This is a genomic window from Streptomyces fildesensis, from assembly GCF_016107395.1.
Taxonomy (GTDB): domain Bacteria; phylum Actinomycetota; class Actinomycetes; order Streptomycetales; family Streptomycetaceae; genus Actinacidiphila; species Actinacidiphila fildesensis.
The window spans coordinates 40,126-55,497 of the sequence record NZ_JAAIKO010000040.1; the positions used below are offsets into that span (position 1 = coordinate 40,126).

The following is a 15,372-nucleotide window of genomic DNA, read 5'->3' on the forward strand; positions in this document are numbered from 1 at the left end:
GGGGTTTTTGGTGTGTCGTGACAGAGCCCCGAGGCTCTGCGAGCCCTGCGCCAAACTCGCGATGTATCGCGCTTGTCGCACTCGCGTACACGCGATATGCTCGGCCACGGATATCCGGAAGCGAGGTGAGGATGATGGCGAAGCGGCGGAAGCTGTCCAATCCGTTGGCGCTGGCGGTGATGGCCACGCTGGGGGAGCGGCCGATGCATCCGTACGAGATTGCGCAGGTGCTTCGGCAGCGGGGGAAGGAGCAGAGCATCAAGATCAATTACGGCTCGCTCTACACCGTCGTCCAGAACCTCGAGAAGCACGGATTCGTCGAGATCGCCGGTACGCAGCGGCAGGGTAACCGTCCCGAGCGGACCCTGTACGGCCTGACCACGTCCGGGCGGGTGGAGATGCACGACTGGCTCGCCGATCTGGTGGCCGTGCCGGTGCGGGAGTATCCGGCCTATGAGGCGGCGCTCTCGCTGATTCTGATGCTGCCGCCGGACGAGGCGGTCGGGCTGCTCGGGGAGCGGGTCGCCAAGCTGGAGATCCAGGTGGCGGCGATCCGCGGGGTGCTCGGCAAGCTGGACGGGGACCTGCCCCGGATGTTCCTCATCGAGACCGAGTACCAGGTCCACATGGTCGAGGCGGAGATCGCCTGGACCCGTGGCTTCCTCGCCGAGCTGGCCGCGGGAACGGTCTCCGGCGTCGCCGAGTGGCGGTCCTGGCAGCAGAGCGGCGAGATCCCCGGCGAATGGGCGGAGATCGAGAAGCGGGTCGCGGACTCCGGGATCGGCGAACAGTTCAGGGAGCACATGAAGGAGCTCTGACCTCGGGAGTACCACCCCCGGAAACAACAACTCCGGCGCCCGCTGCGGGAACAGCGGACACCGGAGGCGTAACCCATCGGCCGGACAACCGCGCGAAGCAGGTGCCAGGCGATCCAGGTGCGGCACACCCAGGATAGCCCGGCTCCTTCCCGCGATCGGTTCGGCAGACACCGAACACCGATATGCGGAGGCACCTCATGACGACCACCCGCGCGCCCGCTGTGGCGGCGCTCAATCTGATCAAGACGTATCCCGGCGGCATCAAGGCCTTGGACGGCATGGACATCACCGTCGGAGCGGGCACGGTCTTCGGACTGCTGGGCCCCAACGGCGCCGGCAAGTCGACCACCGTCAAGATCCTCACCACGCTCGCCCGTCCGGATTCCGGGACCGCGATCGTCGCGGGCCATGACGCGCTGCGCCATCCGGACCGGGTCCGCCGGGCCATCGGCGTGGTCGCGCAGAAGTCCGGCGCCGACCCGGTCGCCACCGGCCGGGAGAACCTGCTTCTGCAGGGGCGGCTCTACGGGCTCAGGGGCGCCGCGCTGACCCGGCGGGCCGATGAGCTGCTGGACCGTTTCGATCTCACCGATGCCGGCAAGCGGCTGGTCAAGACGTACTCCGGCGGTATGCAGCGCCGGCTGGACGTGGCCATCGGGCTGGTCCACCGGCCCGAGGTGCTGTTCCTCGACGAGCCCACCACCGGTCTCGACCCCGAGGCGCGCACCGCCATGTGGGAGGAGATCTCCCGGCTGGCCGGTGACGAGGGCCTGACGATCCTGCTGACCACCCACTACCTCGAAGAGGCCGACCGGCTCGCCGAGCGCGTCGCGATCGTCGACCGCGGCCGGGTCGTCGCCGAGGGCACCCCCGACGAGTTGAAGGGCGAACTGCACGGCGACGCCGTCCAGGTCGTGCTGCGGGAGGACACCGGTCCGCTCGACGCCCGGCTGCTGGAGACGGCGCTGTCGGAGTTCGCGGGCGTCCGGGAGGCGGTCGTCGACGGCCGTCATCTGCGGGCCCGCGCCGACGACGGTCCCTCCGCGGTGCCGCATGTGCTCGCCGTCCTCGAACGCGAGGGCGCGGCCGTCGCCTCGGTGACCGTGGCCCGGCCCTCTCTCGACGATGTCTATCTGCGGTACGCCGGCCGCCGCTTCGCGGACGCCGACACCGGTGACGGCGCTCCCGTCCCGGCCACCGCTGGAGGTGCCCGATGAGTACGGCGACCCTGAACCACACCTGGTACATGACGCAGCGTCAACTGACCGCGATCCTGCGGCAGCCGGCGTTCCTGGTGATCACCCTGGTGCAGCCGGTGATCTGGCTGTTCCTCTTCGGCTCGCTGTTCCGCAAGGTCGTCGAGCTGGGCGGCTTCGGCACCACGTCCTACCTGGACTACCTGGTGCCGGGCGTGGTGGTGATGAGCGCCCTGTCCTCCAGCATGTGGGCGGGCATGGGCACCCTTGAGGAGATCGAACGCGGCACGCTGGACCGCTTCCTCGTCACCCCGGTCAGCCGGGCGGCGCTGATGAACGCCAACGTGGTGCAGCAGGGCATCAGCACCGCGCTGCAGTCCGTGGTGATCGTGCTGCTGGGCAAGCTGGGCGGCGCCGACTACCCGGGCGGCGTCACCGGACTGGTGATCCTGGTCATCGCGTCGATCCTGCTCGGCACGGTGTTCGGCGCGTTCTCCAACGCGCTCGGCATGCTGGTGCGGCAGCGCGAGAGCATCATCGGCATCAACACCTTCCTGCTGCTGCCGCTGACGTTCCTGTCCTCGGCCTTCATGGCCGTGACGCTGATGCCGTCGTGGATGCGGCACATCGCCGACTTCAACCCGGTCAACTGGGCGCTGGTGGCGGGCCGTTCGGCGATGGCCGCCGACCCCGACTGGGGCTCGGTGCTCAGCCGCGGCGGCGCGCTGCTGGCGCTGGCGGTGGCCGCGGTGTGGCTGTCCACCCGCACCTTCCGCGCGTACCAGAAGTCGGTCTGAGGACGGTACGGAAACGGCGGCCGGGCCCGGAACATCCGGGCCCGGCCGCCGTGTGCGCTCAGCGCGCCGCCGTGTGGTGCGCCCGCCGTCAGCAACGCCGCTGTCAGGAAGTGGCCGGAACGGCTTCCTGCTCCTGCTCGACCTGCTGGTTCCACTCGCGCTTCGAGGCCTGCCAGCCGTCCTCGTCGGCGCCGCGCCGCCAGTAGCCGGAGATGGAGAGCTGCCCGCGCTCCAGGCCGCGGTCGATCCGCAGGTGGCGCCGCAGTTCCTTCACGAACGTCGCCTCGCCGTGCACAAAGGCCTGTGCGGTGCCCTGCGGGAACTCCAGGGCCTGCACCGCCTCCACGAGCGCGGCGCCGATCGGCCGGTCGCCGCGGTGCAGCCAGACGATGTCCGCCTTCCCCGACGGGATGATCTCCTGCTCCTCCTCGGGGCCCGCCACCTCGATGAACGCCTTCGCGAGCGCTCCCTCGGGCAGCCGCTCCAGGGACGCCGCGATGGCCGGCAGGGCGCTCTCGTCACCCGCGAGCAGATGCCAGTCGGCGTCCTCGCCGGGTGAGTACGCGCCGCCGGGGCCGCCGAACAGCACTTCCTCGCCGGGCTGCACCCGGGCCGCCCACGGGCCGGCGATGCCCTCGTCGCCGTGGTGCACGAAGTCGACGGTCAGTTCCACCGCCTGCGGGTCCCAGGCGCGCACGGTGTAGGTGCGGGTGCGCGGCCACTGGTCGCGGGGGAAGTCCCGGCGGACCGTTTCCAGGTCCATGGGCTCGGGGTACGCGACCCCGTCCACAGGGAACTGCAGCTTGATGTAGTGATCGGTGTGCTCGCCCGCACCGAAGTCCGCGAGCTGCTCGCCACCGAGCACCACACGGATCATGTGCGGGGTGATGCGTTCGGTGCGCAGTACGCGCGCCCGGTTGAGCTTCGGGGTCCTGCGCGCCGGACGGTCCGCCATGGACTCTTCCCACCCTCTCGTTCACCTGGGTAACTCGGACACAACTTAGGTAAGCCTAACTGATTGGTCCATATCCTGGGCGGCGCATATCGGAATGATCACTAGGCCGGTGAACTCCCGCCACCGGAGCGCCGGTTCCCTTTGATGATCCACATGAGTACCGACACGGTCACCGCCATCGCCGACGACTACCGCGTCAGCCAGACGTAGGCGGCGAACCGCCCGGTGGTCTGCTCCCGCCGGTACGAGAACAGTTCCTTCGACTCGATGGTGCAGCGCGGGTCGTGCCGGACCTCGGCCACGCCGGCGCGGGTCAACTGCCCGGCGATGCCCGCCCGTACGTCCAGTCCGGCGGTGCCCTGGGTGGTGGTCGCCCACGCCTCGGGGAGCGTGGCGCAGATCTCCTCGCGCATGGCGTCGGGCACCTCGTAGCACGCGCCGCAGGCGGTCGGCCCGATGAAGGCGACCATCCGGGCCGGGTCGGCGCCCTTGGCGACCATGGCGTCGACGGTGGCGGGCACGACGCCGGCCACCGTTCCCACCCGTCCTGAGTGCGCGGCGCCGACGACCCGGGCCACCGGGTCGGCCAGCAGCACCGAGGCGCAGTCGGCCGCCAGCGCGGCCAGCGCGAGGCCGACCTCGGAGGTCACGACGGCGTCGAGCGGCGGCGCGTCCGGGCCGAAGGGCGCGGTCACATCGGCCACCGTCGCACTGTGCACCTGGCGCATGTGGACGACCCGTGAGGTGTCGAGACCCAGCTCGAACGCGGTCAGCTGCCGGTTGCGGCGGACGGCGGCCGGGTCGTCGCCGGTGGCCCCGCCGAGGTTCCTGCTGTCGTACGGGGCCCTGCTCACCCCGCCGTGCCGGTCGGTGACGGCGTACCGCACTCGCGGTGCCAGTTCCATGCGCGGTCTCCCTCGGTCGGCCTGTGCCAGCAGCGTACGGCCCCGGCCGGTACCGGCCGGAGCGGCGGCCCGCCCCGGAGGGCCCGCGCCGGTTGCCGGATCACCCGGCGGTACGGCCGGCGAGCGCTTCCACCGCGGCGGCGACCGCGTCCGGGCTGGAGATCATCGTCAGATGGCGGGCGCCGGGGATCAGTGTCGGGGCGGGGGCTCCGATGCGTGCGGCGGTCTCGGCCGGCGTCCGCCGGCTGAACACGTCGTCCTGCGCGCCGAACACGGCAGCCTTGGGCACATCCACCTGGCGCAGCCCCGCCAGCCGGTCGGCGGACATGCCGGGTACGCCCTCGCCCAGCATGCTCCACAGGGCGCCCTCGGCGCCCGCCACCCGCAGCGGCCGCCGCCACTGGTCGAGACCCGCGCCGTCCAGCCGCGGGCAGCCGGGCCCGCACTGGGAGTCGTACACCTTGCGGATCAGCCGGTCGGAGCCGAGCCCGAGCCGCAGCAGGGTGGTGCGGTACGGATCGATCAGCACGTAACGCAGCGCGGGCGGCGGGCCGGCGCCCGTGTCGAGGGCGTCGCCGTCGAGGAGCATCACCCCGCCGATCCGCCCGGGCGCGCGCAGCGCGGCCTCGGCGACCATCGCCGCGCCGCTGGAGTGGCCGACCAGGATCGGGCGCTCACCGGGACCGCCCAGCCGCATGGCGTCGAGGAAACCCAGCAACTGCCGGGTGAAGTGGTCGACGGTGTACGGGCCGCTCCGCTCGCTGTACCCCGAGCCGGTCAGGTCCAGGGCGTACACCCGGTGGTTCCGGGCGAGCAGCGGGGCCAGCCGCGACCAGGTGTCGGCCGACTCGAAGGCCCCGTGCACGAGGACGACGGGCGAGCCCGTCCCGCCCCACGCCTGGTAGCGGGTGTGGACACCGGCCGCCTCGACGTACGTCAGCCCCGGTGGCGGCGCGGCCCGGTCGGAGGTGAACACGTTGTACACGAACGACGCGGCGGTCACCGTGACCAGCAGCGCCGCACAGACCAGCGCGGTACGCCGGGCCCACCACCGCAGCCGGGAGCGCCGCGGGGCCGGGGCGGGACCGGACGGCGCCTCCGCGGGCACCTCCGCCGGCGCATCGGCGGCGGGCGCCTGCGGGACGGTGTCCGCGGCGGACTCTTCGTTCGTTCGTGCGTGTTCCAAGGCGGCTGTCCCGGTCGTCGATGGCCCGTCGGGGGCGGACCGCCCCCACGGACACTCTCGCCCCCGGCCGCTCTCCGCCGCGTCCGGCGCGAGGAGGGGCCGGCGCTACTTCGTCCGCGGCAGCCGGTCCGCGGCGCGTACTCCCGGGGGAGCAGCGCCGCGGCCCAGGCCCTATCCGTGCAGCCGGACCGGGATCTCCTGCCAGCCGTAGGCGATGAACGACGGGACCTGCCGCAACTCATCCGCCTTGACCGCGAGTTGGAGGTCCGGGAAGCGCTCGAAGAGCGCGGGGAGCGCGGTGAGGGCCTCCATCCGGGCCAGCGGGGCGCCGATGCAGCGGTGGACGCCGATGCCGAAGGCGAGGTGGTCGTCCGACTTCCGGGCGGCGTCGAACTCGGCGGCGCCCGGCCCGTAGTGCTCCGGGTCCTGGCCCGCGGCGGCGAACGTGGTGACGATGGCGTCGCCCGCCGGGATCGTCACGCCCTCGATGGTGATGTCGGAGACGGCGAACCGCAGCGGGAGCGACGCGATGGACGGCGCGACGCGCAGCACCTCGTCGATGACGCCGTCCCAGCCGATCTCGCCGGCGCGGACCGCCGCGAGCTGCTCGGGGTGCTGCAGCAGCGCGACCACGGCGTTGCCGATGAGGTTGACGGTGGTCTCGAAGCCGGCGCCGATGACGAGGAGCAGGGTGTAGAGCAGCTCCTCGTCGCTGAGCCGGTCGCCCTCCTCGTCACGGACCTTGATGAGCTCCGTGGTCATGTCGTCGCCGGGGTGCTCGCTCTTGTGGCCGATGAGCGCGGGCAGCACGGTGCCGATCTGGTGCTGGACGGACGCGGCGTGCTCCGGGCTGGGATCGGAGGTGTCCATGATGGCGGCGATCAGCCGGCCGGTGTCCTCGCGCAGCTCGTCCGGGACACCGAACAGCTCGCAGATCAGCTGCATCGGCAGCGGGTGCGCGTAGCCGGCCCGTACGTCGACCGGCTCGCCCGACGCGCCCGAGGCGTCGAGCCGGTCGAGGAGCTCGGTGGTGATCTGCTCCACCCGGGCGCGCATCGCCTCGGTGCGCCGGGCGGTGAAGCTGGGGGCGACGAGCTTGCGCAGCCGGGTGTGGTCCGGGCCGTACGTCGACAGCATGTTGACCACCCCGACCCAGCCCATGATCCAGCCCCAGGCCGGGTGTTCGCCGATCTCCGGGAACAGCGACCAGTGCTTGCGCGGGTCCTTGCTGACCCGTGGGTCCAGGATCAGCGCCTTGAGGGTGTCGTAGCCGGTGGGCGCCCAGGCGGGGATGCCGCCCGGCAGCTCGACGGCCACCACTGGGCCGAGAGCACGCAGCCGGGCGCTCTCGGCGGGGATGTCGGCGCCGAACGGGTCGATGGCCACACGGGGGGACACGGTCATGCTCGGTCTCCAGGCTGGTCGGGGATACGCGGGGTGAAGCGGACGGGAAGCGCCTTCAGGGAGCGGTGGAACGGTCCCGGGCGCCAGCTGAGGTCCTCGCGCGGGGTGGTCGCCGTCAGGTCGGGCAGCCACTGGGTGAGCCGCTCGATGGACTCGGTGGCGATCAGCAGGGCCTGCTGCTTCACGGGGCAGGCGTGCTCGCCCGCCGACCACGACAGATGCGAGGCGTCGCGGGGGTGGTGGGCCCCGGCGAACTCCTGCTCGGAGAAGAGCGCGAGGGCGCCGTAGGAGACGACGACGGGGACGGCCGCCTGCACCCAGACACCGTGGAAGCTCAGCGACTCGCGGGCGTAGAGGATGCCGTAGTTCGCCAGCGGTGTCTCGTACCGCAGCACCTCGACGACCGCTTCCATGACCGGGCGCGAACCGCTGGTCAGCGTCGAGTAGTAGGCGGGGTTGCCGAGGATGCGGGACAGCGCGTTGGAGACGAGGTTCGCGCTGGGTTCATGGCCCGCGCCCAGGGTCAGGAAGACCTGCCAGACGACCTCTTCCGGGGTCAGCTCCAGCGGGTGGTCCAGCAGCCAGCTCGTCAGGTCCTCGCCGCGCTGCGCGCTCTTGGCGCCGACGAGCCCCATGACGTAACTGCCGTACTCGGCCTCGCCCTCGGCGGAGTCGGCGCCGCCCTCCATCATCTTGCCCAGCGCCGCTTCGAGCCGGCCGCTCTCGCTGTCCGGCAGGCCGAACAGGTTGTTGAAGATCAGCGACATCAGCGGGCGGGCGAAGTCGGCGACGAGGTCGGCGCTGCCCGCCGGGCCGAACCGGTTCACCAGGACGTCCACCGCGTGGTGCACCCGCTCACGCAGGTCGTGCGGCTCCACGAGGTCGAAGGCGTCGACCAGGGTGCGGCGGTAGCGGATGTGGGCGTCGCCGTCGGAGAACAGGGTGTTGGGGCGCCAGCGCATCATGCCGAGGATCGGCGAGTCCTCGGCGACCGTGGCCTCCCACGGCCGGGGGTCGTGCGACCAGGTCTCGGGGTCGTGCAGCACCTCGAGGGCGGCTCGCCGGTCGGTGACGACGTACGCGGGGATGCCGGGCGCGAGCTCGGCCCAGCCGATCGGGCCCTGGGCCTTCAACGTCGCGTAGTAGGCGTGCGGGTCGGCGGCGAAGCCGTCCTCCCACAGGCGCACCGGCGCGGACAGCGAGAAGGTCTCGGCGGGGGCGGGATAGGGAGAGGGGTTCACCAGGTCTCCGGACGGTCGCGGGCTATCAGGTGCTGGACGAGGGCGAGCAGCGAGTCGATGGAGGAGTTGGCGTCCCGGGCGTCGCAGCTCACCATCGGCGTGCCGGGATCCAGGTCCAGGGAACGGCGGAGCTGGTCCTCGGTGTACGGCCGCGAGTCGGGGAACGTGTTGAGCGCCACGGCGTACGGCAGCCCCGTCTCCTCCACCAGGCCGAGCACGTCGAAGGAGTCGTCGATACGGCGGGTGTCGACCAGCACCAGCGCGCCGAGCGCCCCGTAGGCGATGTCCGCCCACAGGGAACGGAAGCGCTCCTGGCCGGGAGTGCCGAACAGGTAGAGCACGACGCCGCCCGCCAGGCTGATCCGCCCGAAGTCGATGGCGACCGTGGTGGTGGTCTTGTCCCGCACCCCGGCCAGGTCGTCGACCTGGACCGACGCCTCGGACATGTGCTCCTCGGTGTGCAGCGGACGGATCTCCGAAACCGAGTCGATCAGCGTGGTCTTGCCCACCCCGAACGGGCCCGCCACCAGGATCTTCACCAGATCGCGGGCGCTGTCCGGCAGGTGCAGGCCACCGGTGCCGGTGCTACTGCTTGAGGGCGCGGAGGCCATCGGCCACTCTCTTCAACAGGTCGGGGTCGTGCAGGGCGGCCAGGGGTACCGGCGGGCGGGCGCTCACCAGCCCCAGGTCGATCAGATCGGCGGCGAGGACGCGTACGGCGGAGACCGGCAGCTCCAGCAGGGCCGCGGTCTCCACCACGGTCAGCGAGCCGCCGTCCAGCGCCTTGAGCAGCGCGTGCCGGGCGGCGGGGAGCCCGTCGGGGACGTGCTCCCCGCCGGTCAGCACCGAGAGGCGCTCCAGGCTGTTGCGGCTCGGCCGCGCCACCCCGCCGGTGGACAGATACGCGGGGACCAGGGGGCGGCCGCTCCGGCGGCCCGTCATACCGGAGAGCCGCCATCGGCTCCCCGGGGCGCGGCGGCCATCGCCTTCTCACCGAGCCGTGCCACCTGCGAGTGCACCCGGTGGGCGAGCAGGTCCAGCCGGACCTCCGGGTCGCCGAAGGCGGCCACGACCGAGCCGTGCCTGGTGGGCGCGACCAGGATGTAGCCGTGGTCGGACTCGATGACGATCTGGCGGATCTGTGCGTCGTCCTGGTCCGCGAAGGCCGCGGCGGCCGCCCGGCACGCGCCCTGCACCGTGCTGGTGATCGCGGCGGTGCGCTCCGCGGTGGCCTGCGACAGTGCCGCGGAGAACCCGGAGACCAGCCCGTCCCTGGTGAGCAGGACGGCCGCCCGGACGTGCGGGATCTCCAGAATCGGGTCGAGCACCCACGCCGTGTCACCGGCTTCTCGGCTGGTCATCGCGGGTCGTTCCCTTCGGTTTCGAGTGCGGATCGGGCCGCGGCGGTCCCGGACTGCAGGGCGCCGAGCGCGGCGGCCGCCTCCTCGGGGGTCCGCTCCCGCACCCGCGGTGCGGCCGGCTCGGCCGCCGCCTGGGCGGGCACGGCGTCGGCGCGGGCCCTGCGGCGGCGCTGCGGCAGGGCGTCGCCGTCCGGCGCGGGTTCATGGGTGATGACGGCGGAGTCGCGCGCGGCGACGGGGGCCGCCGGCTGCGCCGTGGTGTGCGCGGCCGTGTGCGTCCGCGTGTGCGGCACGGGCCGCGCCTCCGCCGGCGCCTCCGGGCGGGTGGAGCGCGGAGTGCTGGCGGCGGGCGGCCGTTCGACCGGGTCGATCCGGCTGAGCAGGTGGTTCTTGACGAGCAGCACCGCGCGGACGCCGCCGTAGGGCGACGGCGACGACAGGTCGACGGACAGGTCGAACTTCCGGGTCAGCTGGCCGATCGCGGCCAGCCCCATCCGGGGCGGGTCGCCCAGCTCGGACAGCAGGATCGGGTCACGTCCCGCCACCATCCGCTGCGCGTAGGCCCGTTCGTCCGTGGCCATGCCGACCCCGGCGTCGTCGATCGTGACCGAGACGCCGTGGTGGGCGCGTTCGAGGTTCACCGTGACCTCGGTGTCCGGAGCGGAGTGCCGCAGCGCGTTGTCGAGGAGTTCGGCGACGATGATCGCGACGGGTTCCACGGCGTGCGAGACGAGCGCCATGCCCGGCTCCAGGTGGTTGTGGATCCGCACCCGGTGGTAGCCGACGAGCCGGGACTGGCCACCGGTCACCGCCTCCACCAGATGGGACTCCTCACGGGCCAGCCCCACCCAGGCACCGCACACCACGGCGGTGACCTGCGCGCGCCGCAGCGACTGCTCGTTCTCGTGGTCGAGGGCGAACAGCGTCTGCGACAACTCCGGGTCGTCGTAGCGCTGTTGCATGCCGCGCAGGACGTCCTGCAGCCGGTACAGCCCGGCCTGGATGTCCCGGGTGGCGCCGCGCATGCCCGCGCGGGCGGCCGCGTCGACCCGTTTGCGCTCCTGCGCCATGGCGGTCAGCAGCCCGTCCAGGACACTGTCCAGGCCCGCGCCAAGACCGGTGCCGGCGAGCTCCGGGTGGAGCGGCCCCGGCACCTGGATGTGCGGGTGGGCGGCGCGGGTGGCCTCGGCCGGCATGCGCTGGTTCGCCAAGTGGACGATCTCGGCGGTGAACGCGTCTGCGGAACGGCCGATTTCCTGCCGCGCGCCGTCCAGATGGGTGCGCAGGGCGGCGATCTCCTCGCCCTGCCGGGCCCGGTGACGGCGCGAGCGCAACAGCCCGCCCCCCAGGACGAACGCCAACACGGTCCCGGCGGCCAGGCCGCCGGCGGCCAGGTCCGGTATTTCGATCATCGAATGGACCTCAGGGAGATCAGGGAGCGGGGGGAACGGGGCACCATCCGCCCCGAAAGCGGATCCGCACAGTACACACCGCGACCGACTGATCCCGCACTGTTTTGAGGGAAGATCCTTTCGAATTTGGCCATTCGCGGGTCAGTTCTGTCCGAAGTGTCGGACTGCGCCTCGGCATTGTGAACGGCGCTCCTTTCGGAACGCGCCCTAGTGCGCCTCGTCCAACGCGTCCAGCAGGCGCATCAGGGAACTGCCCAGACCCCACTGGGCGGCGAGGGCTTCGAGGACCTCGGGGTCGGCGGGCTCGGTGGGCAGGGCCGGGTTGAACGCGGGGAGCGGGACGTCGGGGGCGACCGTGACGACCTTGGGGGCGACGTCCAGGTAGTCCGAGGCCTCCAGGATGCCCCGGCGCTTGGCGGGGGTGAGCTTGGAGACCGGGTCCGCGGCGGCACGCCGGACCCCGGCCAGGTCGCCGTGCTCGTTGATGAGCTGCGCGGCGGTCTTCTCGCCGATGCCCTTCACCCCCGGCAGGCCGTCGCTGGCGTCGCCGCGCAGCGCCGCGAAGTCGGCGTACTGGTCGGCACGGACGCCGTAGCGTTCGAGGATGACGTCCTCGGTGATGAAGTCGCAGTCGCCGACACCCTTGCGGGGGTAGAGCACGCGCACGCCGCGGGCGTCGTCGACCAGCTGGAACAGGTCGCGGTCACCGGTGACGATGTCGACCGCCCACAGGGCCTGGCCGGCGAGCGTCCCGATGACGTCGTCCGCCTCGTAACCGGCGACGCCGACGCGGGCGATGCCGATGGCGTCGAGGACGGCCTCGATGACGGGGACCTGCGGGGAGAGCGTGTCGGGGATCTCCTCGGTGTCCGGTCCCGACGCACCCTCGGGCGCCTCCTCGGCGACGCGGTGCGCCTTGTAGGAGGGGATGAGGTCGACCCGCCACTGCGGCCGCCAGTCGGCGTCCATGCAGGCGACGATCTCGTCCGGGCTGTGGTCGGTGACCAGCCGGGTGATGAAGTCCAGCAGCCCGCGCACCGCGTTGACGGGGGTGCCGTCGGGTGCCTTCACCGACTCCGGGACGCCGAAATAGGCGCGGAAGTACAGGCTCGCGGTGTCGAGCAGGAGCAGCTTGTTCGGGCGCGCGTCAGTCACGCGGCCAGCATGGCACGCCCGCGCGGGGTGATTCCGGCGCCGCCGCGCCGGGCCGCACGGCGCCCGCGGTGCTCTTGCGCCGAATGTGACGAGATATGACCTGAGTCACCGTTGCGTTTGGTTTGCATAAGGGGGGGCAGCCGCCGGACTTGAAGTGAGCGACCCACAAGCGGGGGCTGTGCGTCGCTCTTCCTGCGAGCCGCGAGGTATATGTGTCAAGGCTGCAAGTTGAGCATCTGTACAAGGTCTTCGGGCGACAGCCCGAAGAAGCGGTCCGCCGGCTCGAAGCGGGCGCGGACCGCGACGAGCTGCGCGAGGACGGTGTCACACCAGCCGTCATCGATGCCTCCTTCGAGGTGAGCGAGGGCGAGGTCTTCGTCGTCATGGGCCTGTCCGGATCGGGCAAGTCCACCCTCCTGCGCACGCTCAACGGACTGCTTCCACCCACTGCCGGACGCGTACTGTTCGACGGCCAGGACCTCACCGCGCTGAACGACACCGAGCTGCGCCGCGTGCGCTCGCACAGCATCAGCATGGTCTTCCAGCACTTCGCGCTCTTCCCGCACCGCAGCGTGCTGGAGAACGCGGCCTACGGCCTCGAGGTGCAGGGCGTCGCCCGTGCCGAGCGTGAGCGCCGGGCCGGCGAGGCACTGGAGATGACCGGGCTCGGCGGCTGGGAGAAGTCCTGGCCCGACCAGCTGTCCGGCGGTATGCAGCAGCGGGTGGGCCTGGCCCGCGCGCTCGCCACCGAAGCCCCCGTCCTGCTGATGGACGAGGCGTTCAGCGCGCTGGACCCGCTGATCCGCCGCGAGATGCAGCAGCAGCTGGTGGACCTGCAGAAGACCCTGCACAAGACCATCGTCTTCATCACGCACGACCCCCACGAGGCGGTGCGCCTCGGGAACCGGATCGCGGTGATGCGCGACGGCCGGATCGTCCAGAACGGCACCGTCGAGGAACTCCTGCTGCAGCCCGCCGACGACTACGTCGCCTCCTTCATGGAGGACGTGGACCGCGGCCGGGCGCTGGCAGGCGTCAGCGCGGGCTCCGCCGGCACCCCGGGCAGCACCCTCGGAAAGGAGTCGGCCGATGCCTAGGCTGCAACTCGGCGACTGGATCGACAGCGCCGTCACCTATCTGCGTGACCACTTCGCCTGGCTCTTCGACATCATCACCAACGTCGTGTCCGGTATGTACGACGGCCTGGACGCCGTGCTCGGCGCGCCGGCACCGCTGCTGCTCGCGGGGATCCTCGCGGTCGTCGCCCTGTGGCTGCGCGGGCCCACCGCGGCCGTGCTCACCTTCGCCGGCTTCGCGCTCATCGACTCGATCCAGCAGTGGGACCAGGCGATGGCGACCCTGTCGCTGGTGCTGGTCGCCACGGTGATCACCATCGTGCTCGCGATACCGCTCGGCATCTGGGCGGCCCGTAACCGCACCGTCAGCGCGGTGCTGCGGCCGGTACTGGACTTCATGCAGACGATGCCCGCCTTCGTCTACCTGATCCCGGGCATCTTCTTCTTCGGCGTCGGCCAGGTGCCCGGCGTCATCTCCTGCATCGTCTTCGCGATCCCGCCGGGCGTCCGGATGACCGAACTGGGCATCCGGCAGGTCGACGGCGATCTCATCGAGGCCGCCGAGGCGTTCGGCACCACCTCGCGCAACACCCTGCTGCGGGTGCAGCTGCCGCTCGCGCTGCCGACCATCATGGCCGGCATCAACCAGGTCATCATGCTGGGCCTGTCCATGGTCGTGACCGCGGGCATGGTCGGCGGCGGAGGTCTGGGCGCATCGGTCTTCACCGCGATCAGCCAGGTCAACATCGGGCTGGGCTTCGAGGGCGGCATCTCCGTCGTCATCCTGGCCATGTACCTGGACCGGATGACCTCCTCGCTCGGCACCCGGGTCTCACCGCTCGGCCGCCGCGCCACCGCGGCCCTGACGTCCGTCCGCGGTGCCAGCATCTGGAACTACCGGCCGCAGACCGGCATCGCGGTCGTCGGTGTGGTCGTCCTCGCCCTCGTGGCGGGCGGCATGAACATCTTCGGCGGCTCGGCCGACACGAACACCGCCGCCGCGGGCAAGAACGTCGGCGACGGCCGCTCGGTGAACATCGGCTACATCCCCTGGGACGAGGGCATCGCGTCCAGCTTCCTGTGGAAGGAAGCGCTGGAGGAGCGCGGCTACCAGCCCAAGCTCTCGCAGTACGACGTCGGTGCGCTCTACACCGGGCTGTCCGCCGGGAAGCTGGACTTCCAGACCGACGCCTGGCTGCCGACCACCCACCAGTCGTACTGGGACAAGTACAAGGACAGCCTGGACGACCTGGGCTCCTGGTACGGCCCGACCTCCCTCGAACTCTCCGTCCCCTCCTACGTCAAGGGCGTCGACTCGCTGGCCGACCTCAAGGGGCAGGGCGGCAAGTTCAAGGGCCGGATCATCGGCATCGAGCCGGGCGCCGGCATGATGAAGGCGCTCAACGACAAGGTCCTCAAGCAGTACGGCCTGGAGGGCGAGTACCAGGTCACCACCGGCAGCACCGCGAGCATGCTGGCCCAGCTCGACCGGTCGCTGAAGGCCAAGGAGCCCGTCGTCGTCACCCTGTGGTCCCCGCACTGGGCCTACAGCAAGTACGACCTGAAGAAGCTCAAGGACCCGATGGGCGCCTGGGGCGCCGGTGACGGCCTGCACACCCTGACCCACAAGGGGTTCGCGGCCAAGGAGCCGCAGGTCGCCCAGTGGCTCAAGGACTTCAAGCTCACCGAGCCGCAACTCAGCAGTCTGGAGGCGGCCATCCAGGACGCCGGACAGAACCATGAGCAGGACGGCGTGCGCGCCTGGCTCAAGAAGAACCCCGGCCTGATCGACAAGATCGCGCCGGTGAAGAAGCCGGCGGCGGCCGCCAAGGGCTGACCGGCTGCCCGGCCGCGCGACCTGACGGT

The 15,372-nt window shown here is 71.6% G+C and carries 14 protein-coding genes and 1 pseudogene; 5 read left to right on the forward strand and 10 right to left on the reverse strand.

Translation table 11 applies throughout. The annotated features are described in order from the left end of the window. Nucleotides 1-131: 131 nt before the first annotated feature. The 3 genes from C6N31_RS33710 (at nt 132) to C6N31_RS33720 (ending at nt 2,811) form a co-directional block, all read left to right on the forward strand. On the forward strand, nt 132-818 hold the full coding sequence (locus C6N31_RS33710) for a PadR family transcriptional regulator (RefSeq protein ID WP_138354829.1): 687 nt from the start codon (nt 132-134) through the stop codon (nt 816-818). Between the two features lie 197 nt (nt 819-1,015). After that, nucleotides 1,016-2,035: an ATP-binding cassette domain-containing protein gene (locus C6N31_RS33715; protein ID WP_138354830.1), complete on the forward strand. Its 1,020-nt coding sequence runs from the start codon at nt 1,016-1,018 to the stop codon at nt 2,033-2,035. Continuing rightward, nucleotides 2,032-2,811: an ABC transporter permease gene (locus tag C6N31_RS33720; RefSeq protein ID WP_198358953.1), complete on the forward strand. Its 780-nt coding sequence runs from the start codon at nt 2,032-2,034 to the stop codon at nt 2,809-2,811. The genes C6N31_RS33715 and C6N31_RS33720 overlap by 4 nt, the downstream gene beginning before the upstream one ends. Before the next feature lie 103 nt (nt 2,812-2,914). On the opposite strand, the gene C6N31_RS33725 is transcribed toward C6N31_RS33720, so the two are convergent. From C6N31_RS33725 to C6N31_RS33770, 10 genes are all read right to left on the reverse strand, one after another. Further along, on the reverse strand, nt 2,915-3,766 hold the full coding sequence (locus tag C6N31_RS33725) for a siderophore-interacting protein (RefSeq protein ID WP_138354832.1): 852 nt from the start codon (nt 3,764-3,766) through the stop codon (nt 2,915-2,917). Nucleotides 3,767-3,954: 188 nt separating this feature from the next. Then, nucleotides 3,955-4,671: a peptidoglycan editing factor PgeF gene (pgeF, locus tag C6N31_RS33730; protein ID WP_138354833.1), complete on the reverse strand. Its 717-nt coding sequence runs from the start codon at nt 4,669-4,671 to the stop codon at nt 3,955-3,957. Between the two features lie 100 nt (nt 4,672-4,771). Continuing rightward, the gene (locus C6N31_RS33735) at nt 4,772-5,857 is read right to left on the reverse strand and encodes an alpha/beta fold hydrolase (protein WP_198358955.1); all 1,086 of its coding nucleotides are present in this window, start codon (nt 5,855-5,857) and stop codon (nt 4,772-4,774) included. Nucleotides 5,858-6,028: 171 nt separating this feature from the next. After that, on the reverse strand, nt 6,029-7,261 hold the full coding sequence (locus C6N31_RS33740; RefSeq protein WP_138354834.1) for a cytochrome P450 family protein: 1,233 nt from the start codon (nt 7,259-7,261) through the stop codon (nt 6,029-6,031). Further along, entirely contained in the window at nt 7,258-8,502 is a 1,245-nt protein-coding gene (locus tag C6N31_RS33745; RefSeq protein ID WP_187144813.1) for a cytochrome P450 family protein, read from the reverse strand. Before C6N31_RS33745 ends, C6N31_RS33740 begins: the two co-directional genes overlap by 4 nt. After that, nucleotides 8,499-9,113, reverse strand: a complete 615-nt coding sequence (locus C6N31_RS33750) for a GTP-binding protein (protein ID WP_138354835.1) — start codon at nt 9,111-9,113, stop codon at nt 8,499-8,501. Before C6N31_RS33750 ends, C6N31_RS33745 begins: the two co-directional genes overlap by 4 nt. Beyond that, nucleotides 9,088-9,444, reverse strand: coding sequence for a DUF742 domain-containing protein (locus C6N31_RS33755; protein ID WP_138354836.1), 357 nt, complete (start codon nt 9,442-9,444; stop codon nt 9,088-9,090). Before C6N31_RS33755 ends, C6N31_RS33750 begins: the two co-directional genes overlap by 26 nt. After that, nucleotides 9,441-9,863, reverse strand: coding sequence for a roadblock/LC7 domain-containing protein (locus C6N31_RS33760; RefSeq protein ID WP_138354837.1), 423 nt, complete (start codon nt 9,861-9,863; stop codon nt 9,441-9,443). Before C6N31_RS33760 ends, C6N31_RS33755 begins: the two co-directional genes overlap by 4 nt. Continuing rightward, nucleotides 9,860-11,275, reverse strand: a complete 1,416-nt coding sequence (locus C6N31_RS33765; RefSeq protein WP_138354838.1) for an ATP-binding protein — start codon at nt 11,273-11,275, stop codon at nt 9,860-9,862. The genes C6N31_RS33760 and C6N31_RS33765 overlap by 4 nt, the downstream gene beginning before the upstream one ends. 207 nt (nt 11,276-11,482) lie before the next feature. Beyond that, nucleotides 11,483-12,430: a 5'-3' exonuclease gene (locus C6N31_RS33770; protein ID WP_138354839.1), complete on the reverse strand. Its 948-nt coding sequence runs from the start codon at nt 12,428-12,430 to the stop codon at nt 11,483-11,485. 212 nt (nt 12,431-12,642) lie between these two features. Between C6N31_RS33770 and C6N31_RS33775 the strand changes: the two are divergent. Further along, a pseudogene (locus C6N31_RS33775) lies at nt 12,643-13,509 on the forward strand (quaternary amine ABC transporter ATP-binding protein); the annotation flags it as partial. A gap of 10 nt (nt 13,510-13,519) precedes the next feature. After that, entirely contained in the window at nt 13,520-15,343 is a 1,824-nt protein-coding gene (locus C6N31_RS33780) for an ABC transporter permease/substrate binding protein (protein WP_138354841.1), read from the forward strand. Nucleotides 15,344-15,372 lie beyond the last annotated feature (29 nt).